Below are 23,137 nucleotides of genomic sequence, written 5' to 3' on the forward strand. Positions count from 1 at the left end.
TACTCCTTGACAACTTATAGTTGAATAGCATCCAATTTCCGTGTACACTCAAAATCAGGAACAATCCGCTTCCTGCTCAAATGTAAATCTCATTCGAAAAGAGTACCATTTTGCCGACTATTCAAACCGACTCCCTCACCCGTCGCCTCTACGCAAACGATGCCTCCCTTTATGAAGAGATTCCAAAAGGAGTCTACTTCCCAAAATCCCTGGATGATATTCAGACTTTGGTTCGCAGATCAAAAGCAGAAAACTTTACAATCACCGCGCGCAGTGCCGGGACAAGCCTTGCCGGTCAGACAACCGGAGCGGGCGTCATTATGGACACCTCCCGCCACATGCACAACATTCTGGAAATCAACCCGGAGGAGAGTTTTGCAAGAGTCCGGCCGGGAGTTATTCGCGACACGCTCAACAGGGAAGCCGCAAAACATGGCCTCCAATTCGGACCCGATACAGCCACAACCAATCGCTGTATGCTGGGCGGGATGATCGGTAACAACTCATGCGGTTCATTCTCCATCAAACATAAAACCACACGCGAGCATATCCTTGAAATAGATACCGTGCTAAGTGACGGCTCAGCGGTCACTTTCAAACCGTTATCTGATGAACAACTCAACCAAAAGCTGAAGCTCGATACGCTTGAGGGGGAGATCTACCGGGGCATGCTGGAGCTTTTGAAAAAGCATAAGGAAGAAATCCTGAAGCACTACCCTCATCCGGATATCATTCGGAGAAACACGGGATACGCTCTCGATCGCATCTGTGAGATGGATCCGATTACGCCCGGAGGCCGGCCGTTTAATCTCGCCGAACTGCTCTGCGGAAGTGAAGGAACCCTGGCCATGACCGAATCTGCAAAAGTGAACCTGGTTCCCTTGCCCAAATACAAAATTGTGGTTATTCCACAGTTTGAAACTCTGCATGAAGCGATGCTTACCACGGTAGAAGCGGTGAAACATGAACCCGCTGCAGTTGAACTGGTGGATGACATCATCCTGGACGCAACAAAAGGAAATATCGAACAGCGCAAAAACCGTTTCTTCCTGAAGGGTGATCCGAAATGTATTCTGATCATTCAGTTTGAAGGAGATGATCCCGACGAGCTGCAAAAGAGAGCTGCGAAACTGGCTGAGAATCTCAAGAAATCTGAGTTTGGCTATACACATCCCATCGTTACAGATGAAGATAAAATGCGCCGGGTTTGGGATCTGCGAAAAGCGGGTCTCGGCCTGTTGATGGGGCTTGGTTCTGAAAACCGATCACCTACATTTGTGGAAGACACTGCCGTCCGGGTTGAGGATCTCCCGGAATATGTGAAAGAGTTTCAGGAAATTCTGGAGCGCCACAACACCTCCTGCGTCTTTTATGCTCATGCATCGGTAGGAGAACTGCACCTAAGGCCTGTTGTGGATACCATGACTGAGGAAGGTTTGAAAACACTCAAGTCGATCGCACAGGAAGTGGCGGATTTGGTGAAGAAATATCGGGGATCCCTTTCCGGGGAACACGGCGATGGCCGGGCTCGGGCTCCTTACATCGAAACGGTTTTAGGTAAGGAGATGATGCCGCTGCTGCGTCAGGTGAAAGAGTTGTGGGATCCCGACTACCGCTTCAATCCCGGCAAAATTCTCGATCCCAAACCGATCGATACCGATCTTCGATTTTCACCGAAGTACAAAAAGCCGGGTGTTGAAACAACGTTTAACTGGAGAAAAGAGAATGGATTTGATTCGGCCGTAGAACTCTGCAACGGCGCGGGTGTCTGTCGAAAGCTGGCGGAAAGTGGAGGAACCATGTGCCCTTCCTACCATGCAACACGCAATGAGAAAGAGACCACACGTGGACGAGCAAACCTATTTCGTCAGTTGTTCTCCGGGAAGCAACAGGATGCATTTAAATCTGAGGAGTTGAAGGAGGCTTTGAGTCTTTGCCTCAGCTGCAAGGCGTGCAAGAGCGAGTGTCCTGCCAATGTGGATATGGCCAAGATGAAAGCTGAGTTCATGAACGGCTGGCATAAAGAAAATGGATCTTCACTGGGCGAAACATTTTTTGGTCACCCGGAGAAGTTCTATCCACTCGCCTCCTTCTTTGCCCCGCTGACCAACTTCATAAATCGCCAGAAACCGGTGAAGAAGCTGCTTCAAAAAGTGGCCGGGATTGATGAACGTCGGAATCTGCCGGAGTTTGCATCTCAGACTTTTTACAGATGGTATCAGAAAAGAGAAAACGAATTTGTTCAGCCGGGCAGAAAACAGGTGGTGTTGCTGGTCGATCTTTTCTCAAACTATCATGAACCGGAGATTGCAAAAGCCGCGTGTCATGTTTTGAATCGGCTTGGGTACAGCGTGATTGTGCCGGGAATTTTTCCGACCGGTCGCCCGCAGATCTCCAAAGGGTTTCTGGATGAAGCGAAAGAGATTTGTGAGGAGAATATTCATCGGCTTACTACATTTGCGGACCAAAAAATACCCATTGTTGGATTGGAGCCAAGTGAAATACTGACTCTCCGTGATGAGTATACCGACCTCTGCAGTGATGACTTACTCCCGAATGCTAAGCTTATCTCTGACCACACTTTTTTGTGGGAGGAGTTTCTGGCAACGGAGCTCGTTGCAGAAGAGTTTGACAAGCCGGGAAAAGATAAAAAAGTACTCATCCACGGACACTGCCATACCAAGGCGCTGGTTGGGAATGAGCCGCTCATTCAAAGTTTTAAGCTGCTCGGATTTGATCCGGTGGAGTTACAAACCGGATGCTGCGGAATGGCCGGGAAGCTTTGGATATGAAAAAGATAAATATGAGGTGTCTATGGAAGTGGGCGAGCAGACACTATTCCCACAACTCAGGGATTTGGATGGCGAATATGAAATTTGTTCAGAAGGTTTTTCCTGCCGCCATCAGATTGCCGACGGAGTTGGAAAAAAGGCAAAACATCCGGCCGTGATTATGTGGGAAGCGATACATACGAACATTTCTGATGTTTTCAAACTGATTCAAGTTAAAGATTGTCCGAATACTGAAAGTCACAGCCTTTTAATGAGTGATTCAAGATGTCTTCTCGATAAACAAAATCCAGCAGTACTAAGGGCGGTGTCTTTAATCATTGTGAAATACTCTTTAATGAACTGATGTAGCCACGGAAGCACGGAAAAACACGGAAATTATCTGCGCAACTCAGCGACCTAAATCTGCGAAACTCTGCGAGAACCCATTCTACTCCATTTCTCTCATCTTCAACACTATCTTTGCAATCCGTTCGCCCAGCAGAAATCCTTTTTCCTTAAACTGATCTGCAATTTCATCCGGTTCACTTACTTCAAATGGCGACTCTCCGGTTACGGCAGAAGCCCCAAAAGGCTGCGTCCAATCAGGTCCGCCAACCACAATCATCCCGAATATCAGCATACTCTGCAGTATATTCATTTGAACGAGCTCCTCGCCTGCCGATATCCCGCCAGCGGTCACAAACGCAGCACCAATTTTATCTTTTAACGGTTGACCCTCAAACGGCCAGGATGCTATAAACTTTGATATTTCCGGAGTTACATTCGCATTGTAGACAGGGCTCCCCACGATGATGGCATCCGATTCAATCATATCATCGTTTGTCACTTCATCCACAGATAACAGTAAAACCTCAGCTCCCTCAACAGAACGTGCGCCCTCAGCAACCGACCGAGCCATCCGTTCGGTATTCCCTGTTTCAGAATGGTAAACAATCAGAACCTGCTGAGACAATGCAGTCTGTGTAACAAAAAAGAACAGAATAGATGTGATAGTCAGTCGAATCATGATAGTTTTATTAGATGCCACGAAGACACCAAAACTCAAGTCCAAAGTTTATAAAAGAATCCTACAAGACAACAAACTCATTACAGACAAACACCGGCTCACCATCAAGTTCACCAATCATATTTAAGAAAAGGTCCGTTGGATACTTGCCCCTTTCCGTTTCTTTAAGTAGAGGTTGAATTAAACTATTTTGAATTGCAACCCAATAGTTTTCACCGTTTTCACGAACTTCGAACTCATTTTGAAATAGTTTTTTTACCTGCTCAGTTTGTCCCATCTGAGTTAACCAAATATCGATAATTTCTTTCCTCCTGTCAGGCACCTCCCTAATTGCCCCTGTAAATTCAACTCTTGGACGAAATGGATCTGTGTTCGCAAATATTGTTGGATCTGTTTCAGAAACATCCGTCATATAAGTTGATGTTACATTCTCAATTGTATTGATTTGATACCTAAACCAATTTCTTGGCCAACCTTGTTCAATTAAATAGCTATCGATACCCTGCAAAGCCACGCTGTAGAGTCTATCTTCGCTATCTACTTCAATTGAGTAATTTTTTCCTTCAAAACGATAAAAGGTACCCCCTGTTACTTCTACAAAACTTGAATCTGTAGCAGGACCAATATTCTCAAATACTTCATGTTTTGGCATGCCTAACTTTATTCCGCCGAACAGTTCTTCATTTTCATCATAACCTGTCACCTGAACTCCATGTACATACTCATTTCTGAAAGGTGGATACGTAAACCCCACGTATGTTTCGGTCTCTTCATCCAATAAATAAAACTTTCGCACAGTACCATCTTCTGCTTCAATAGTCTGAAGCTCAACTAAGGCATCCGTGTTTTCAATTAATGCTTTTGGCAATCCATAACGAAACTCACCCACCTCAATAATACTTGGATGATTTTGTGCGGATACTTCTGACAGTGTACCTGCCAATAGTACAATTAAAACTAAAGCTGAAGTTATCTTAAATATTGAGATTCGATTTCTTCCCATTTTCACTTTTCACTTTTGCGTTTTCACTTCTCACTTATCACTCCACAATTCAATTCCGCATCCCGCTTCGATCGATCAGTTCCTTAGCGCTGCTCAGTGCCGACTCGGTAATCTCCTCTCCGCTCATCAAACCGGCCACTTCACGGATATGCTCCTCCTCAGAAAGTGAAATAATTTTCGTGATAGTCCTCTCTCCCTCTTCCACTTTTTCCACTCTGTAGTGCTTGTGCGCCTGACTCGCAATCTGAGGCTGATGCGTGATCGCCACAATCTGGCAATACTCCGACAGTTTCCTCATTTCGCGCCCGACCTTTTCAGAGATGTGCCCGCTGATTCCCGTATCGATCTCATCAAAGATCATCACAGGCAGATGGTGCTCCTTCGCCAGAATCGACTTCAGCGACAACATTACCCGGCTGATCTCACCGCCCGATGCAATCTTAGCCAACGGTTTTGGAGACTCGCCCTTGTTGGTGGAAATGTAGAAAGTAACCTCATCACAACCGTTAGATGTGCAATCAACCTGAGCCCCACCTATCTCAATCCAGCCGGAACCCGACTCCATCCAATCCACGCTTACCTGAAACCGTCCGTGCTCAATTCCCAGATTCTTCAGCGCATCCGCAATATCTTTTGAAAGCTGATTGCCCACCTGAATTCTGATCTCATGCAGATCCACCGCCTTCTCTTTCAAAATTTCAGCCTGATCAAATATTTTCTTCTGAATTCGCTCGATCTCCAGATCAAAATTTTCAGCTACATTCAGTTCAGCCTTGATTTCGTTGTAATACTTAATCAGTCCTGATATATCCCGCTGATATTTTTTCTGAAGCCGGTTCAATTCTGACTGACGCTGTCGCAGAGTCTCCAGACGCTTCGGATTAAACTCAATTCCATCCCGGTAACGCTCAGCAAACTGCACGGCCTCCTGAATGCTGATTCGGGCCGTGGCCACCTCATCCAGATACGTTTGGAATTCGGGCTCAATTCGTGCCATATCCTCCAGATGAAGCTTGACCGTATTGAGCAAATTCATCAGACTTACATCATCTCCATTCCCAATTTCAGAGATAGCGGCAGCTTTTTGATCCAGGTCTTCTGCATTATCCAGCAGATTCATCTCCGATTCCAGCTCTTCTTCTTCGTGAGCATCCAGCTCAGCAGCCTCCAGCTCTTTCACCTGAAACTGGTAGAGCTCCATCTTTTCATTCAGATCCCGCTCCCGTCGTTTCAAATCCCGAAGCTCTTTCTGCAACTCCGACATTCTCTTGTATTCAGCACGGTATGCTTTCAACACCGGACGCACTAAATCAAACTGATCGATCACACCCTGATGATTCTCCTCTTTTAACAGCATCTGATGATCGTGCTGGCCATGAAGATCCACAAGCTGATCTCCCACCTCCTTCAGCACTGAGATGTTTACCGGTGTATCGTTAATAAATGCCCGGCTGCCGGCTTGACGAATTTCACGGCGTAATATCAACTCCTTGGAAACTTCTACGGCACTCTCTTCCAGCAGCTCAAACAACTCTTCATTCTCCCCTACAAAGATGGTGGCCTCAGCAATCGCCTTTTGTGCTCCCTGCCGAATCACTTCGGTATCGGCGCGTTCTCCCAGAATCATATTCAGGGCACCAATAATAATCGACTTACCCGCACCGGTCTGACCGGTCATAATATTGAGGCCTTTTTCAAACTGAACATCGAGTTCGTCGATCAGGGCAAAATCTTTTATGTATAGGGATTTGATCATGGCCTAAAGAATTTTGAATGAGGAATGATGAATGTTGAATTTACTTTCTGAGAGATTCAGAAGTAGTTTTAACAATCGAGGTTAAAATAGAGTTTATTTCATTGATTTCGTTAAAATATTCATTGGGCACTTCAAAGATTTTGCTTTTATGAATGAGTCTCAACCAATAACGTGTCTCCCTCGCCTCTCTGGAAGCAATACCCATTTTATAATTAAAATCATTTTTAGAAAAGGCTGCGGTTGACTCTTCAACATTTGCACCAATACTCGTACCTGACCTCAACAACTGTCTTGCAATATCGAACTCTTTAATTCTTTTGAGTTCACTGTACAGTTTAATAACCATGAGTGAAAATTTAAATGACTTATCTACGATGATGTTTTCTGATTTTCCCATTTGATCTCCATTAATTCAAATCTCAAAATTCAACATTCAAAATTTTTGAATGCTCTATTTATAAGAGGTGAATTTTTAGAAATCCTTACAATGAATCTCTTTCAGAACCCGGAAGCAGAACTTTCAAATAGATCGCAATAAAAATAAGGCCGATGAATGTGATGAGTATTTTTGACAGCAGCCAGCCATCGTTGATGAGATCCATGACCACCGGCTCGAGAAAGACAAGCCCCGCCATCACCGCCATCAACCCAAAGCTCTCCGGCAGGCGATACGGCACCTCCATTACTCGTTTACTGTAGAGCCCGAGTGTGATTGCCATCGCCCCATAACTGAATAGCGTTGCGACCGCCGAACCCGTCATACCGAAATATGGGATCAAAATCAGGTTGGCAATGATCGTAATCGCCGCACCCATCAGGGTGATTTTGTAGAACACCCGGGTTTTCTCCTTGATAAACACTCCCGATGAAAAGTTGATATACCACCCATGAAACCAGTAGGCCAGCAACAGAAAGGGCACAATCTCAAGTCCGCCCCAATACGCGCTGTCAATCAGTGTCGCTTCCGTTCCGGGAATAGGGATCGCTACAATCTGTTCTTTGAGCAGAGCAACTCCCAGAAAGAGCAAGGCTGAAAATGCATTATACCAGATAAACGCCTGACCAAACAATTCACGTGACTCTCCATCCTTTGCGTGACGCATAAAAAACGGCTGCCACGCCATCCGGTACATCTGAACGAGCAGCAGCATAAACACGGCCAGTTTGTAGCACGCATTGTAGATTCCAACAATATCCTCGGGGGTTGTCCCCACTCCATACAGTCGCTCAGCATTAGCCGGATCCATTCCATTCAGCAAAAACCGGTCGAGCATTTCGTTAACTACAAACCCAATTCCTGAAGGAACAAACGGCCACCCAAATTCAAAGGCAACTTTCATCCACTTCTTGCTGAACGATCCCTTCAGCAGATCAGCCGTGAAAATCCAGACCAGAACGGTCATTACAAACGACCCGGCCAGATTTGCAAAGAAAACTGCCTCTATTCCCCAGCCAAGGGAAAGAATCAGATAGAAATTAAGAGCAAGGTTTATCAGCACATTAAGCGTCTTCAAAACCGCAAAAAGATAGGCTCTTCTGGTAAGACGAAGCTCCGCCATTGGTACAATCGAGAGCGTATCAAACCAGAGAATCCCGAGCATCATCAAAAAGATAACCGATGTCTCCTCTCCGAGATTAAGCAGAGGCAGCAACGCCGGCATAGCCAGGTAGAGGCCCAGACAAAGAAGAGAGGCGAAAATTAACAGGCCGGTCTGTAGTGTTTTAAATACGGCAGGAGCTTCTTCGCGTTTTTCCGCATATCGCAGGTAGGCAGACTCCATTCCAAAAGTAAATACCACATTCAGAAACGCAATGGCGGCATATACCAGACCGATCACTCCGTACTGTGCTGTATTGAAAACACCGGTATGAAGCGGTACAAGCAGATAGTTGATGAACCGCGCCAGCACGCTGCTGATGCCGTAGATGAGAGTATCGGAAAAGAGTTCCTTTAGCTTCTGCACAGTTTATTTTTTTGCCAGGATTTTCAGAGTGGCTTCCACGCCCAGAAGGTAGCTGTCCACTCCAAACCCGGTGATAATTCCATCCATTGCTTTTCCGGTGATGGATCGCTCGCGAAATTCCTCACGCGCATGGATGTTTGACAGGTGTACTTCCACTTTGGGAATTTCCAGAAGTTCCAGCGCATCGTGAATGGCAACCGATGAGTGTGTGAATCCGCCCCAGTTGGCGATCAGTGCATCAACAGATCCGTCCCTGGCTTCATGAATCGCATCGATCAACTCACCTTCGTGATTGCTTTGAATGAACTCAAATTTTATATCCGGGAATTGTTCGTTAAGCCTATTCTCAATATCGGTCAGCGTTTCAGATCCATATACGGCCGGATCGCGTTTTCCAAGCAGATTCAGATTCGGACCGTTCAATACAAGAATTTTCATCCGTCAGATCTCCACCGCTTTTGAAATCAGCTTGGCCAGCTCTTTCATTCTGTTTTCCGACACATCCACTTTCCTCTTCAGGGAAACTTCCTGCGACTCTTTATAGATCGGCACCAGATGAATATGTGCATGGGGAACTTCAAGCCCCTCTACAATCACGCCCGTTCTAATAGGGTTTAACGCTTTGTCAATACCCGCTGCAACTTTTTTAGCGAAGAGCATAGTATCGGCCAAAAGCTCATCAGGCAGATCAAAAATGTAGTCGATCTCTTTTTTTGGAACCACTAGCGTGTGACCTTCAGCTATGGGATTAATATCTAAAAAAGCAATATGCGAATCATTTTCGGCTATTTTATAACACGGAATCTCACCGTTGATAATCTTTGTAAAAATGGTAGCCATAGTTTATTCCCTTTTTTGAAAATAAAACGAATTATTCAATCTTCATGTTCTGTTTACACAAATGTAACAACTTCATTCCACAATTAAAGAGACGATCTTAGCTCTCTTGAAAAGCCGTATTCACGCAATATATTTTTTTACTTAAAAGTTTACGATTTGGTTTGATTTTATCTTCCTTGAATCCTTATCTTTGAAGTCTTGCAACATTTGCTGAATCGGTAGCTCAGTTGGTAGAGCAACGGCCTTTTAAGCCGTGGGTCGAGGGTTCGAGCCCCTCCCGATTCACGACTCTTTATGAGTTACAAATTTTTTAATGACTCTCTCTTGATTAACCTCAGTCGGCTGATACCCGGCTGGGGTTATTTTTTTGGCTTTAATTTCCATCTATAACAAAAAAGAGTCCAGCGGGTGAGTGCATTATTATCCTATTCCCGCGCGTTGTCCAACTTTTCAATCCCTAAAAAGCCCCACCAAACAAAGTTTAGATCCATTGCAGTAAATTTTGAGCTAATCTTTTAGAGTGGTAATTCAAACTTTTTGTATCTGCACGATATTTAACCTAATTTGATTTAAATATCTATCTAATGCTATGAAAACCCATTATTTAAATCCACTTCGCTGGAAACGCTCTATTTTAGCCGGAGCATTTGTTGGCTTTATTGCTATCTGGTTTCTTTTTATAGACACATACAGTGTGTTTACAAGAGTTCAGCTCAATTTGAAAAAAGATGAACTCATTGAAAAAACAGAAGAATACAGGCAACAAACTGCTGAGCTGGAGAAGAAAATAGAAGAGCTGGAAAAAAATCCTGACCTGCTTGAAAAAATTGCCAGGGAAGAGTACGGCATGAGAAAACCGGATGAAAAAGTTTACCGTATAAAATCAGCTGAATAGGCTATTCCTTTGCTCATTTTTCACTATTTTTAAGCTTTCCTCTCATTCAAAAAATAAGGTTTTATGACATCCATCGGGATTGACTTAGGAGGCACTAACATCAAGACAGCACTGGTTGACGAAAACAAAGGATTTCTGAAAACCAGCTCTATTCCTACTCATGCAGAATTGGGCAAAGAGCATGTTTTTGACCGAATTGCCCTGGCCATTAAAGATTTAATTGAAGACCAAGACACCGAGCCAATTGGAGTTGGCATGGGATTGCCCGGCATGGTAAGTCTGGACCGTAAAACTGTAAAGAACCCGCCAAACCTGCCCGGATGGAAAGTAGAAAACGTATCCAATGAAATTAAGAACAGAACGGGCCTTAATTGTGTGATTGAAAATGATGCTAACCTGGCCGCTTTAGGTTCAGCACATTTTGGTGCGGGCAAACCTTTCAACCATTTCATTATGGTAACGCTTGGTACAGGAGTTGGCGGTGGTATTATTATCGATAACAAAATTTACCGTGGCACTACAGGAATGGCCGCTGAGCTGGGGCATGTAATTATCAATTATCACGGCCCGCTATCCAATAGCAATACTCGCGGAGGCGTAGAAGCATATCTCGGACAGAGATTTTTGAGCCGCTTTGCCGCAGATACGATTCGGCAAAATCCGGAAAATCCGCTATATAAAAAGTTTAAGAAAAATTTTTCGAAACTTGAGCCCGTTGATCTTTACTACGCCGCAGAAGATGGAAATGAGCTGGGAATTGACATTTTGAGGCAGGCAGGTGAAAAACTTGGATATGCAATCGTCAATTACATTCATATTTTAGACATTCGAAAAATCATCGTAAGCGGTGGAGTTTCACAAGCAGGAAAATGGCTTCTTGAACCGGCTAAGCAAACGGCCCTTAAATATTTAATGCCACCATTCCGGGAAGATTTTGAAATTATCCACGAATCACTCGGTAACGATGCGGCTTTGCTGGGAGCAGCCAGTCTTGCATTCGAAGAACTCCGTTGATTAGCTTTATGCATGCAAAACAGCCCACTTACAAATCACAAGCTTGTTCGGTTCGGGGTAATCCTTCTAATTATCCTGCCGCTTTGGATTGACGTATCTGCTCAGGCTGTTTCTGACACATTGCAAACAGCCATTCGAGACACCATCCCTCCTGCAATTACCGACACGACAAGAACAGCGGCTGAAAGAGACACTACGCTGATCCATGATGCACGTGAAGGAGTTCCGGGAGAAGCAACCCCACAATCTCCGCAAAACCGTCAAGCCGACCGGCAGTCAGCCCCTGATGCCGTCAACTTTCAGGCCCAGGATTCACTTACATTTAAATTCGGAGACCAGCGTATCGCCAATTTGTACGGCTCGAGTAACGTAAAGCATACAAATGGTGAGCTGAGTGCAGGTGAAATAGAGCTTAATTTAAATCTGAATCAGGTTGAAGCCAGGGCTGAGAACCCTCAGGATACCCTCTCATATCCTGTACTTCGAAGACAACAGGATGAAATACGAAGTACACGGGTTCTCTTCAACTATGAAACAGAGCGCGGTAAATTTGAGGTAGCTGAAATAGAAGTTGATGATGGATACCTGATTGGTACAAAAGTTAAAAATGTATCGCGCAATGAGGTCTTTATCGAAGATGGAATCTACTCCACCTGTCCGCCCGATCACATGTACTATTACATACAGGCTGACCGCATGAAGGTTGTTGATGAAGAGGAGGTATTCTTTACCAACGCCAGATTATTCATCCTGGATATTCCATATCCGCTCGTATTTCCTTTTGGGTATGTGCCGGCCGGTATCGAAAGCAGGGAATCCGGCCTTTTGGAACCCACTTATGTTTATCAAAACACTTCTGCCCGCGGTATCGGCTTGCAAAATCTAGGCTGGTTTCAATATTTCAACGACTATTTTACAGCCCAGACATCTTTTGACCTGTTTACATCCGGCACCTTTTTTAATGAGACTCGTCTTCAATACAGAAATACCGGACAGTACGATGGATCCCTGACTCTTGGTTATTCTCGTGAAAGAGGACTCGAGCCCACCGATCCCGATTTTACAGAAACCACAAGTAAACGGCTATCTCTGTCGCACAATCAGCAGCTATCGCCCTATGCAAACCTGACGGCAAACATAAACCTGCAAACTTCGAATTACTTCAAGCGAAACTCTTTTGATCCGGATGAACGAGCGAGAACCAGCACCACTTCGCGCTTATCCTATCGGTACAGTCATCCTGAAAATATCTACAATTTTAGTGCCACTTCTAATCTGAATCAGCAATTCGCCACAAATCAAACTCGTTTGACAGGGCCGGAGTTCACCTTTTCAGCCCGCCAGTTCGCTCCATTTAAGTCTGATCAACCCGGACTTCAAGAAGAGCAATGGTACGAACGAATCTCAATCAGCTATAGAAATAACTTCAAATCTGAGTTTGACTTTACACCTGAAGATGCTGATTCAACTGATATAAATTGGCTGGAAGCTCTGTTTGATCCATCAAAATACAGAGAGGCCACCGATAATGACCGGCATGTCCAGTATGGATTTGAACAGCGAGCAGGAATCACGGCAAGCCAGATTGTTCCCAGTCAATTTTTGAATATTAATGCTAACATAAACCTGACTGAATACTGGTATCCAACCACAATCAGAAAAGAGTGGAATGAGCAGGAAAATCGTATTGAGACGGAACGTGTGAGAGGATTTGAAGCTGCACGCGATTTTTCCACATCTCTTAGCTTCAACACAACATTTTATGGTGTATCCCAATTGAGCATTGGTAACTTTGAGGGACTGAGGCACACGGTGAGACCGGATATCAGTTTTAGTTTCAGTCCGGATTTCTCCGATGATTTTTGGGGTTACTATCGGGAGGTTCAATCTGATGCTGAAGGCAATACTCAGACCTATTCCATCTTTGAAGATGAAATATTTAGAGGTCCCGGATCAGGAGAACAGCGGACCATGTCTTTTAGGATTACCAATATTTTTGAAACCAAGCAGGTTAAGCGAGACTCTACCGGAGAAGTCCAATCCACAAGTTTACGGCTGATCGACAATTTATCAGCCAATTCCAGTTATAACTTTGCAGCAGACAGCCTGAACTTTGGTAGAGTTAACATGTCTCTCTCGTCAAGAGTAATTGACGGCCTTCGAATTTCAGCCAATGCCAACTATTCTGTCTACACCAGGGATGAAAATGGAAGGGAGATCAACACGTTTATTTGGGAAGACAGTAACAAATTTCTGCAGCCGTTGAGTTACAGCCTGAACCTCTCAACCAGTTTTAATGGAGGAAGCAGAGGCCCGAGAATTACCACACCTGCCTATCGTCCCTACGATCCTTTGGATCAAACTTTTTTCAGCCCGGTAGACTCTCGTTTTAACTTACAGCCTATACAGAGAACCGACACACCCTGGAGCGTCGGGCTCGACTTTAGTTATCGGTGGACCTACCGGTTTGGGGAGGATGCCAGAAAAAGTGCCGTTTTGAATGCAAATAATATTCAATTTAACCTAACTCCTAAATGGAATGTAAGTACAAGAATTGGATATGACTTTATCGAAAAGGAGTTGACTCCATCTCAGTTCAGCCTACAGAGAGATATGATTTGCTGGAACCTGTCATTCCAGTTTAATCCATTCGGAGATTTTCAGTACTACTTCTTCAGGCTATCGCTTTCCAGCTCACAAATTCAGGGACTGTTCCAGAAACTGCCCCTGTTAAACAACTTGGAGAGAAGTTCATCGCCTACCGGAAGAAGTCCACGGTTTTAACAGAACAGAGATTTAGTTGCAGTTTACTTCCCTTCCCGGTTCCGAAGATACTGAACGATATATTTGCCGAATATATCAAACTCGAGGTTTACACGGTCGCCCACATTTTTGGCGTGGAGATTGGTTTCATCCCACGTGTAAGGTATAATGGCAACCGTAAACTCATTGCCTTCGTTACGGGCTATTGTTAAGCTGATGCCATCAATAGAAATGCTTCCCCTGCCTACAATATAATCTTTGTGCTCTTCAGGAAAATCGATGGTAATGAGTAAATCTGCCCCGTCCTGTTCTATTTTTTTGATGGTGCCTGTTGTATCCACATGTCCCTGAACAATGTGTCCCTCAATGGCTTTCTCAAGAGTTAAAGATCTCTCCAGATTAACGGGACCGCCTTCAATAAGATCACCTAAGTTTGTTTTCCGCAGTGTTTCCTCCACACTTTGAACTTTAAACACTTTATCCGTGTGAGATACAACTGTATGGCAAACCCCGTTTATGGCAATGCTTTCATCCACATGCACATCTTTGGCAAATGAGCATTTAATGGAAAGTTCTTGTCCGCCTTTAATCTTTTTTATTTCTGTAACGTCACCAATTTCTGATACAATTCCTGTAAACATAAATCTATAAATTTGCTGTTAATAACATATCCTTACCTGACTGATGCCAGACAAAGTCTCGGAATGGCCGAATATCTTCCATTCTGTTGATGTTTAAATTAATAATGGACTTGGTTCCTCCGCCCAAAATCTTTGGAGCGATAAACAGTTGTAAACGATCTACAAGTCCCTGCCCGAGCAACGCACTGGATAGTTGCTGGCCGCCTTCAACTAAAACGGAATGGATGCCTGAATCATAGAGCTTATGGAATGCTTCCCTTAGGTTCACATGTCCTGAATCATTCTTCTCTACAGTCACGATCTCACCCCGGAAATAATTACTTTGAAGCATTTTCAGCATAGGATCGGCATCCTCTTTCGCCTTCTTTTTATTGTGAGTAACAATTACTGTTTTCTCCTCAAAAGAGTCTGAAAAAAGATTTAAATTCTTCGGAAGCTCAAAAGGCCCATCCAATACCACTCTTTTTGGCTGTCTTCCCTCAACCAGTCGCACGGTAAGTTGTGGATTATCGTATAAAGCAGTATTTCTGCCAACAAGTACGGCATCATCCTGACTCCTCCATCGATGAACCAAAGCTCTCGACTCCTTGCATGATATCCATTTCGAATCCCCATTCGGTGCGGCCACATAACCGTCCGCCGTTTGAGCTATCTTGAGTGTTATGAAAGGCATTGAGACCTCCAAGGCGTGCAGCCACTTTTCATTCAGCTTTTCCGCCTCTTTCTGTAACAGGCCAACCTCCACTTGGATGTCATTCTCTTGCAGGATTTCCAGCCCTTTCCCGTTTACATTCGGATTGGGATCTTTCATCGCAACCACAACTTTTGAGATGGGAAGTTTTGCAAGCATATCTGCACACGGAGGAGTTTTGCCGTGATGAGAGCAGGGTTCCAGCGTTACGTATACGGTTGCACCCTTAAGCTTATCAGAGTCTTCAACAGAACGGACTGCGTTAACCTCAGCATGCGCTTTCCCATATCTCTCATGAAAACCTTCACCGATAATGTCCCCTTCTTTTGAAGCAATTACACAGCCCACCATAGGGTTGGGTGAAACAAAGCCCAATCCTTTTTCAGCTAAACTGAGCGCACGCTGCATAAAAACTTTATCCTGTTGGGTAGCCATTACTATCGTTTATTTATCAACTGAATAATCTATCAATAAAAAAAGGGTAAGAGAAATTCCCCTACCCTTTTAAGATCAATAATAAATGTTAACTCTTAACGAAGAATCTGACTGCGATTGTCTTTGATACTTGCATTTTCACGCAATCTATCGATAAACACTTCATTAAATGCCATAAATTTTTCCTGCTCCAATCTGTTTCTAATTTCGGCTCGATCTGCAGCGGTCATATTTGCGGGATCAGCTTTATCAAGATCAACAACCCGAACAACAAAGACTGCATTTTCACCTTCAATGGCACCGGAAGTCTGACCGGGCTCCATTGCAAAAATAGCTCCGATTACGCGCAATTCACGTCCAGCTCCGGGAATGGTCGATCCATTCATTCGCAGATCATTCGCCGATTGAATATCTTTTTCAGACGCTGAAGCCAGTGATTCTAAATCCTGATTTGATTGCAACATCTCACTAACTCGATTGGCCATTACTTCCTTGCGTTTCTGAGTACGTACAGCATTTTCAACCTGTGGCCGAACTTCTTCAAATGGCCGGGTTCCTTCGGGTGTTTTTTCAACAAGTCGAGCAACAATAAATACATCATCCAACTCAATCGGGTCTGAAATTCTGTCAACACCGAGACTTTCCAATGCTCTTAGTGTTTGCTGACTGGCTCCCAAGCCCGGAATAAATGGATTGTCTTTCGTTGCAGTAGCCTGCCTGACCTCTAGACCACGGCGTTCAGCTTCTTCCTCAAAGCCTTCTGAAGAAGCGTAAAATTTAAACTCTTCTGCCTGTTCAGCCAATCTATCAATTGTCGCGATAGGATCAGCTTGAACTCTGTAGGAAAGCACGGCAAATTTAATCTCATTTCCACGCTGATCTACTTTCTTAAATACGAATGGATCTCCGTTGATCATAACTACATCCGATACTTCTCCAACTTCCAGGTCAATAACCGGACTATAGTCTTCGCGAATGTCTTCGATAGCTACATAACCACCTCTGTATGGTATAGCTGATTGATACCGCAAAACAAAAAGTGAGTCATTCATGGCGTCTTCAAAAGCCGGTCTTAAGTCCTCAATTTCTTGTATCGTATTCGTAGTATCTTGAGAAGTCGGAGTTTTATCCCAGCTTACAAATTGAAAGCTATAGGTCTCGCTTCTTTGAAAACGAGAAGAGTTATTGTTGTAATAATTTCTAAGCTCATCGTCGGTAACAGTAATTTCATCGTTCGAGACTTCGCTGTAGGGAAATCTCACAAATTCAATATCTGCAAATGAATTTGCACGGATATATTCATTGCGGATATCCAGTGAGCTAACCTGCATACCAGAAGAGATGAAGTTATTAAGTTTTTCCTGTCGTCTGTTTTCACGCAGCTGCTGCTCAATCATAATCCAGATTTCGCTGTTTTCAGGTGCTTCAATCGCAGCTCTCAGAGCAATGCGGTCTATCGTACCGTCTTCCTGCTGAAACTGTTGGCGGATAAACGGAGCGGGGTTTTCACCGGTAACCATATCCATGAGCTCACTGTCTGTAACAGTAATCCCAAGTTCAGAAATTTTCTGTTCAATAAGACGAGCAGCAACCAGATCTTCCCACGCCTGATTTTCATACATCGCTCTCATTTCGGGTGACATTGGCCGGTTGGACTGTTGGCTGAATTGATCCGTGTAAAAGCTTACACGCTGATTGTATTCATCAAGCGAGATCTCATCACCATTTACCGTTCCTAAATTTCTGGGGCCTACAGCCATCGCATCAAATACCTGCGTATCTGCCAAAACCCACAATATTCCAAACGAGAAAATCAGTATCCATAAAATAGACGCTGTACTGTTCCTCATTTTTTCCATTACACCCATGCGAAAAACCTCTAAATCTTCAATTTAAATTTATGTGAAAAAAACATTTTTTTGAGCCTGAAAATATACGATAACACATTACGAACCGCAATTCATTGCTAAGATTGTAATATCAAATTGACCGGCTCTAAAATACTTCGATGATGCTCATGTGTTTCAAATAACGGCCGGGATCTTCATTAATTCCCTTCATCAAATCATTCATTTCCTTCGTCAACTGGTCCAGGTTTTCATATAAAGACGGATCGTTTACAAGTTTGCCCATTGTACCCTCGCCACGATTCACCTTATCCAGTATTTGGTTCAGATTGGCTGTTGCTTGTTCTAATTCGGTTCGTACTTTATGCAGTTCACTTACATTCTCTTCCAATGATACCAACAAACTATCAACGCGGGGACGATTATCTGTCGTAAGTGTATCGAGCTGCATCATGGTTCGTGAAGCAGACTTTATCGCATTGTCAATATCTTTCTGATTGTTTTCCAATGTTTCGGAGAGAATTTTCATTGTTTCATCTGCATTTCTCAGGGTTTGATCTACAGAAGTTCTGGTTTCATCATCCAGTGTAGCGTTAAGCTGACGTAAAAATTGATTCAGTTCAGATAGCGACTCGGAGACATCACCTGCAAGCTGTTCTCCCTTGCTGCCCAATACTTCGGTCACCCCTTCGATGTAGACTCCGTCAACTTCACCTCCATATTTAACATTACTTTCTGAATCCCCTAATTGAATAACAATCGACTTACCCTCTACAATACCGAGTGAAGTAAGATGAGCTTCTGAATCCTCAGGTATCTGCAAATCTTCGTTTAGCTGCATGGTTACCCTGACACGATTTTCGGGCGTTAAACGAACCCTGCTAACCGATCCGACTTTAACCCCTTTTAAATTTACCAAACTCCCCCTGTTGATACCGTCTACCCTGTCAAAAACAGCTGATATCTCAAGAGTTTGCCTGAAAACGGGAACATCTCTCATAAACCGAAAACCCACGATCGCAACAATAATCGCCAGCAAGACCGTGAGTCCAATTTTTACTTCATTCTTCATTCTTCATTCCTTTTATTCATAACTTAAATTTGGTACTCACTCGCTCTTATGAAGCTCATCAACTCGCGGTGATCACTGGTTTTCATTTCTTGAACGGAACCAGACCAACTTAACTTCCCTTCGTCCAGAAAAGCAACCCTGTCAGCTACTTCCAATACGCTATGCATATCGTGTGTCACCACTATTGAAGTGATATCTAAAGTATCCGACATACTATTAATCAACTCATTAATTTCTTCGGCCGTTTTCGGGTCCAGTCCCGAGGTTGGCTCATCATACATGATATATTCCGGTTTGAGAACGATAGCGCGGGCAATACCCACTCTCTTTCTCATACCGCCGGATAATTCCGCAGTCTGCTTATCGGCTGCACTTTCAAGATTTACATATTCCAAAGACTGCATAACGTTGTCCCTGATTTCCTCTTCGGTTTGTTTCGTAAAATACCGAAGTGGAAAAGCTACATTTTCGAACGTATTGATGGAGTCGAAAAGTGCCGAACCCTGGAACAATACGCCAAATTTCTGTCGCATTATTCGCTTATCCACATAGTCCAGATCAAAAATATTTTTCCCGTCAATAAGAACTTCACCTGCATCCGGTTCTAACAAAGCATTTATATGCTTAAGGAGCACGGATTTCCCGCAACCCGACCGGCCAATTATGGCAACAGTCTCACCATCATGAATCTTGAATGAGACATCTTGCCATACCAGAAGATCGCCAAATGACTTTTTAAGTTGTTGAATTTCGATCATAATAACAGTGCCGCTAATATGAAGTCTGCCAGCAGAACAAGAATACACCCCAAAACTGTGGCGTCTGTTGTACTTTTCCCAACTCCTTCTGCTCCACCACGTGCAAAATATCCCTTATAACAAGCAACAGAAGTAATAATAAACCCAAAAACAATCATTTTGGTAAACCCGAAGGCCACGTTCCACGGGTAAAAATACATTCTCGCACCCTGCAAAAAGTCGGCAGGAGGAACCTGGCCCGAGAAAAACCCTGCAGCCACACCGCCGGTTATACCACAAACACTTGCCACTATATATAGAATCGGAAACATTAAGATACCGGCCAGAACTCGTGGTACCACTAAAAAAGAAACCGAATTAAAGCCCATCGATTCCAATGCATCAATCTGTTCACTCACTCGCATCGTTCCAAGTTCAGTAGCTACCCTGGCACCTACTTTACCTGCCAATACCAGACTGGAAATAACTGCAGCCAATTCGATTAAAATGGATTCTGATACAATTGCACCAATAGTGGAAAGGGGTATAAACGCAGATTGCAGCTGGTAAGCTGACTGCAGCGTCATCACCGATCCTGTAAAAATACCCGTAAGCATTATAATGGGAACAGAATCGTAACCGACTTTTACAAGCTCCTGAAATAGATTCTTACGATAGGTGCTAAACTCAGTAGAAGACCTTAGTGCTTGATAAAGCAGTGAACTATATTTTCCCAGTTCATTGAGATAGTGCATTTATACTCTTAACTAACATTAACCGGCAGAATTAAAGCCGGCTTCACATGATAAGTTTTAAAGGCACTAATATTACAAAACTTTTACTCCAAATGTGCTGTTATTTCAGACCATGTTCACTCGTTTATAATATAATGAGGAACAACAATTACAGAAACTGAAGTTGTACAGCAGAACACTTAGTACTAAAAAAATTGTATCTTCAGGCAACTGATTTTAACTGATTAACCCCTACAATAGATGTTTCGATACTTTACAGCCGGTGAATCTCACGGACCCGGACTAACAGGAATTTTAGAAGGGGCACCCGCCGGCCTTCAACTCAGCGAAGAATTTATAGAACAACATCTTGTTCGCCGCCAGAAAGGATACGGCAGAGGTGGAAGAATGGCTTTTGAAAAAGATAAAGCCATCATTCAATCCGGTGTTCGTTTTGGAAAAACCACGGGAGCACCCATCGCTCTTTCAATGATAAACCGGGCATTTGAAAAGGATGACAGCAACTGGCCAAAAGTTATGGCTAAAGATGGAAGCCGCGGAGATGTTGAGAGAATTACCCTCCCCCGTCCGGGTCATGCTGATTTAGTTGGAGTACAAAAATACGGGTTTGACGATATCCGTCCGGTAATCGAACGGTCCAGCGCCCGCGAAACAGCCATGCGTGTAGCCTGCTGCTCTGTAGCCCGCGCATTTTTAAAAGAGCTTGGAATAGAAATTGGCGGACATGTCATTCAAATAGGATCTGTCGGTTATAAAGGCTGGGATGAAATTCGATCCATCGCGGACCCGCTCATATCCCAGGGCGCAGAAAATATTTACAAAGAAGCTGATAAATCAGATGTCCGCTGCCTCGATGATACATTGAGCGGTGAGATGAGAGAAGAGATCAAACATCGCAGAAAAGAAGGCACTTCTCTTGGCGGGATTTACGAAATCATTGTAACCGGTTTGCCTGCAGGATTGGGCAGCTATGTTCACTGGGACAGAAAAATTGACGGCCAGCTCGCCCAGGCAATTGTAAGCACTCAGGCAATGAAAGGAGTTGAAATTGGTCTGGGATTTGAAGCAGGACGAAGCAGAGGTCATGAAGTACACGATGAAATTATCTACGAGGATCACTTCTCAAGACGAACAAATCGTGCCGGCGGTATAGAAGGCGGAATGACTACCGGAATGCCCATCATTTTAAGAGGTGTGATGAAGCCGATTCCAACCATGATCAAACCGCTGAAAACAGCGGATTTAGATACAAAAGAGGAACAGGAAACACGGTACGAACGCTCAGACGTCTGTGCCTTGCCACGTGCTGTTGTTGTAGCAGAAAGTGTTATAGCACCGGTTCTTGCCAACGCTATACTCCAAAAGTATGGCGGTGATTCAATGGAAGAAATTCAATCCCGTTTCAAAAAAATGAATGCATGAGTGACGAACAGCAAAAAATCAAAAGGCTGGCGTTAAACATTAAGAAGAATCCTAAAGATTCCTTTTCCAAGTTTGCCCTGGCGCTGGAACTCTTGAAACGAGATCAGGTAACAAAAGCGATTCTGCTATTTGAATCGATTTTAAAACAAGAACCTGACTACTTGGGCGTTTACTATCATTTAGGTAAACTATATCAGCAGACAGGCAATGTTCAAAAAGCAGGCGAGTTATTTACACAAGGCATACAGCTGGCTGAAGAAAAAAATAACAGCAGAACAAAATCTGAATTATTGGAAGCTTTTGAAACCCTTAAGATCGAAACGGACTATGACAGTTAGACTTCAATCAACGTTTTTTGTAATCCTTACGATTTTTATTTTCTCTTTTCTTCTTTTGCCTGATGCTGCACAAGCTCAACAGCCGGCTACAACTCATACCGTTCAAGCCGGAGAAACACTTTTTAGTGTAGCACGTCAATACGATCTTACAGTTGGTGATTTACGGCGCTGGAACAACCTTGACAGTGACAATCTTTCGGTTGGTCAGGTACTGAGGATTGCACCTCCTAAAGCTGAAAATCAGATCACTCATACCGTTAAAACTGAAGAAACTCTATTCTCGATTTCAAGACAATACGGTGTAACCATTGCCGAAATTCAGCAGTGGAATGATCTTCAAACAACAAATCTTTCTCTCGGAAGTGAGCTTACAATATATTTGCCTGAAGAAGATCAGGAGCTTGAATCTGAAGAATTAACCCAAACCGAACCTCTGGATGAGGAGCGCGAATCTATTGTTCGGCAAGGTGACGACTCCTCACTCAACACCTATTATACTGTTCGCAGCGGTGATTCACTTTACAGAATTGCCAATCAGCACGGTTTAACGGTAGAAGAACTCAAACAGTTAAATAATCTTGAAAGTGATATGCTGAGGGTGGGCCAGCGACTTACGGTTCCATCCGACCGCTCTTCTGCACCCTCCGTAACTGAAGGTGATACTGAATCGACACCGCAGGGAAAATTTGTGCAGTACCGTGTTCAATCCGGCGAAACAGGTGAAACGCTTCTTGAAAAATTTGATATGAGCGAAGGTGAGCTCTCGGTATTAAACCCAACTCTTAGCATGAGCCAGATTGGTCCCGGACAGCGTGTAACAGTCCTGTTTCCCCCAACAAGGTCATTCCAGAATCCTTATCGAACCGAAACGGATCTCGAAAACCTGGGCAGTGTCTCCGTGTTTAGATATTCAAATAGCGATATAGCCAATCCAACCACAAGCGGTGAGCTTTACAACCCGAATCAGTTGACCGCCGCTCATCCAAACATAGCGTTAGGCAAGGTTATTTACATCGAAAACCCTACGAACAATCATGGGATTTTTGTGAAGATAAATGATCGCCACTCCGGTGACGGGTTGAAACTTTCGTCTGCAGCCTACGAAATGTTAAACTTTAGCTCTATTGAACAGGCAAGAGTTACAATTTATCTGGATCAGTAACTCA

General features: G+C 43.8%; 21 protein-coding genes and 1 tRNA gene. 9 read left to right on the forward strand and 13 right to left on the reverse strand.

Annotated elements, in window-relative coordinates; translation table 11 throughout:
* Nucleotides 1-110 precede the first annotated feature (110 nt).
* Both U5K35_RS17855 and U5K35_RS17860 read left to right on the forward strand, forming a co-directional pair.
* Entirely contained in the window at nucleotides 111-2,792 is a 2,682-nt protein-coding gene (locus tag U5K35_RS17855) for an FAD-binding and (Fe-S)-binding domain-containing protein (protein ID WP_322572879.1), read from the forward strand.
* A gap of 22 nt (nucleotides 2,793-2,814) precedes the next feature.
* A complete protein-coding gene (locus U5K35_RS17860) occupies nucleotides 2,815-3,135 on the forward strand; it encodes a hypothetical protein (RefSeq protein ID WP_322572880.1) in 321 nt (106 codons plus the stop codon).
* Nucleotides 3,136-3,219: 84 nt separating this feature from the next.
* On the opposite strand, the gene U5K35_RS17865 is transcribed toward U5K35_RS17860, so the two are convergent.
* From U5K35_RS17865 to U5K35_RS17895, 7 genes are all read right to left on the reverse strand, one after another.
* Nucleotides 3,220-3,798 (reverse strand): flavodoxin family protein, encoded by a 579-nt coding sequence (locus U5K35_RS17865; protein WP_322572881.1) that lies wholly within the window; start codon nucleotides 3,796-3,798, stop codon nucleotides 3,220-3,222.
* A 61-nt stretch (nucleotides 3,799-3,859) separates the two neighbouring features.
* Nucleotides 3,860-4,801, reverse strand: coding sequence for a hypothetical protein (locus U5K35_RS17870; RefSeq protein WP_322572882.1), 942 nt, complete (start codon nucleotides 4,799-4,801; stop codon nucleotides 3,860-3,862).
* A 49-nt stretch (nucleotides 4,802-4,850) separates the two neighbouring features.
* Complete coding sequence (recN, locus tag U5K35_RS17875) at nucleotides 4,851-6,557, reverse strand: DNA repair protein RecN (RefSeq protein ID WP_322572883.1); 1,707 nt, start codon at nucleotides 6,555-6,557, stop codon at nucleotides 4,851-4,853.
* 40 nt (nucleotides 6,558-6,597) lie between these two features.
* Nucleotides 6,598-6,954, reverse strand: coding sequence for a four helix bundle protein (locus U5K35_RS17880; protein WP_322572884.1), 357 nt, complete (start codon nucleotides 6,952-6,954; stop codon nucleotides 6,598-6,600).
* An 85-nt stretch (nucleotides 6,955-7,039) separates the two neighbouring features.
* Nucleotides 7,040-8,521 carry a lipopolysaccharide biosynthesis protein gene (locus U5K35_RS17885; protein ID WP_322572885.1) on the reverse strand — a complete coding sequence of 494 codons (1,482 nt, stop codon included), beginning with the start codon at nucleotides 8,519-8,521 and terminating at the stop codon, nucleotides 7,040-7,042.
* 3 nt (nucleotides 8,522-8,524) lie between these two features.
* Nucleotides 8,525-8,959, reverse strand: a complete 435-nt coding sequence (gene aroQ, locus U5K35_RS17890; protein WP_322572886.1) for a type II 3-dehydroquinate dehydratase — start codon at nucleotides 8,957-8,959, stop codon at nucleotides 8,525-8,527.
* 3 nt (nucleotides 8,960-8,962) lie between these two features.
* Nucleotides 8,963-9,361 (reverse strand): HIT family protein, encoded by a 399-nt coding sequence (locus U5K35_RS17895; RefSeq protein WP_322572887.1) that lies wholly within the window; start codon nucleotides 9,359-9,361, stop codon nucleotides 8,963-8,965.
* Nucleotides 9,362-9,573: 212 nt separating this feature from the next.
* Here U5K35_RS17895 and U5K35_RS17900 point away from each other — a divergent pair.
* From U5K35_RS17900 to U5K35_RS17915, 4 genes are all read left to right on the forward strand, one after another.
* Nucleotides 9,574-9,646: transfer RNA gene (locus tag U5K35_RS17900), tRNA-Lys, on the forward strand.
* Nucleotides 9,647-9,950: 304 nt separating this feature from the next.
* Complete coding sequence (locus U5K35_RS17905) at nucleotides 9,951-10,256, forward strand: septum formation initiator family protein (protein WP_322572888.1); 306 nt, start codon at nucleotides 9,951-9,953, stop codon at nucleotides 10,254-10,256.
* Between the two features lie 63 nt (nucleotides 10,257-10,319).
* Nucleotides 10,320-11,270: an ROK family protein gene (locus U5K35_RS17910; RefSeq protein WP_322572889.1), complete on the forward strand. Its 951-nt coding sequence runs from the start codon at nucleotides 10,320-10,322 to the stop codon at nucleotides 11,268-11,270.
* 12 nt (nucleotides 11,271-11,282) lie between these two features.
* Entirely contained in the window at nucleotides 11,283-14,054 is a 2,772-nt protein-coding gene (locus tag U5K35_RS17915) for a putative LPS assembly protein LptD (protein ID WP_322572890.1), read from the forward strand.
* 23 nt (nucleotides 14,055-14,077) lie between these two features.
* Here the strand turns inward: U5K35_RS17915 and U5K35_RS17920 are convergent, their stop codons facing one another.
* The 6 genes from U5K35_RS17920 to U5K35_RS17945 form a co-directional block, all read right to left on the reverse strand.
* Nucleotides 14,078-14,674, reverse strand: coding sequence for a riboflavin synthase (locus U5K35_RS17920; protein WP_322572891.1), 597 nt, complete (start codon nucleotides 14,672-14,674; stop codon nucleotides 14,078-14,080).
* Nucleotides 14,675-14,678: 4 nt separating this feature from the next.
* Nucleotides 14,679-15,800: a bifunctional diaminohydroxyphosphoribosylaminopyrimidine deaminase/5-amino-6-(5-phosphoribosylamino)uracil reductase RibD gene (gene ribD, locus U5K35_RS17925; RefSeq protein WP_322572892.1), complete on the reverse strand. Its 1,122-nt coding sequence runs from the start codon at nucleotides 15,798-15,800 to the stop codon at nucleotides 14,679-14,681.
* A gap of 95 nt (nucleotides 15,801-15,895) precedes the next feature.
* Complete coding sequence (locus U5K35_RS17930) at nucleotides 15,896-17,650, reverse strand: peptidylprolyl isomerase (protein WP_322572893.1); 1,755 nt, start codon at nucleotides 17,648-17,650, stop codon at nucleotides 15,896-15,898.
* A 145-nt stretch (nucleotides 17,651-17,795) separates the two neighbouring features.
* Nucleotides 17,796-18,719: an MlaD family protein gene (locus U5K35_RS17935; protein ID WP_322572894.1), complete on the reverse strand. Its 924-nt coding sequence runs from the start codon at nucleotides 18,717-18,719 to the stop codon at nucleotides 17,796-17,798.
* Between the two features lie 23 nt (nucleotides 18,720-18,742).
* Entirely contained in the window at nucleotides 18,743-19,477 is a 735-nt protein-coding gene (locus U5K35_RS17940) for an ABC transporter ATP-binding protein (protein WP_322572895.1), read from the reverse strand.
* The gene (locus U5K35_RS17945; RefSeq protein ID WP_322572896.1) at nucleotides 19,474-20,211 is read right to left on the reverse strand and encodes an ABC transporter permease; all 738 of its coding nucleotides are present in this window, start codon (nucleotides 20,209-20,211) and stop codon (nucleotides 19,474-19,476) included. The genes U5K35_RS17940 and U5K35_RS17945 overlap by 4 nt, the downstream gene beginning before the upstream one ends.
* A 240-nt stretch (nucleotides 20,212-20,451) precedes the next feature.
* On the opposite strand from U5K35_RS17945, the gene aroC reads away from it, so the two are divergent.
* From aroC to U5K35_RS17960, 3 genes are read left to right on the forward strand one after another with little or no spacing between them, the layout of a single operon-like run.
* Nucleotides 20,452-21,633: a chorismate synthase gene (gene aroC / locus U5K35_RS17950; protein WP_322572897.1), complete on the forward strand. Its 1,182-nt coding sequence runs from the start codon at nucleotides 20,452-20,454 to the stop codon at nucleotides 21,631-21,633.
* The gene (locus tag U5K35_RS17955; protein WP_322572898.1) at nucleotides 21,630-21,971 is read left to right on the forward strand and encodes a tetratricopeptide repeat protein; all 342 of its coding nucleotides are present in this window, start codon (nucleotides 21,630-21,632) and stop codon (nucleotides 21,969-21,971) included. The genes aroC and U5K35_RS17955 overlap by 4 nt, the downstream gene beginning before the upstream one ends.
* Nucleotides 21,961-23,133 (forward strand): LysM peptidoglycan-binding domain-containing protein, encoded by a 1,173-nt coding sequence (locus U5K35_RS17960; protein ID WP_322572899.1) that lies wholly within the window; start codon nucleotides 21,961-21,963, stop codon nucleotides 23,131-23,133. Before U5K35_RS17955 ends, U5K35_RS17960 begins: the two co-directional genes overlap by 11 nt.
* Nucleotides 23,134-23,137 lie beyond the last annotated feature (4 nt).

The organism is Rhodohalobacter sp. (assembly GCF_034521535.1).
Classification (GTDB): Bacteria; Bacteroidota; Rhodothermia; order Balneolales; family Balneolaceae; genus Rhodohalobacter.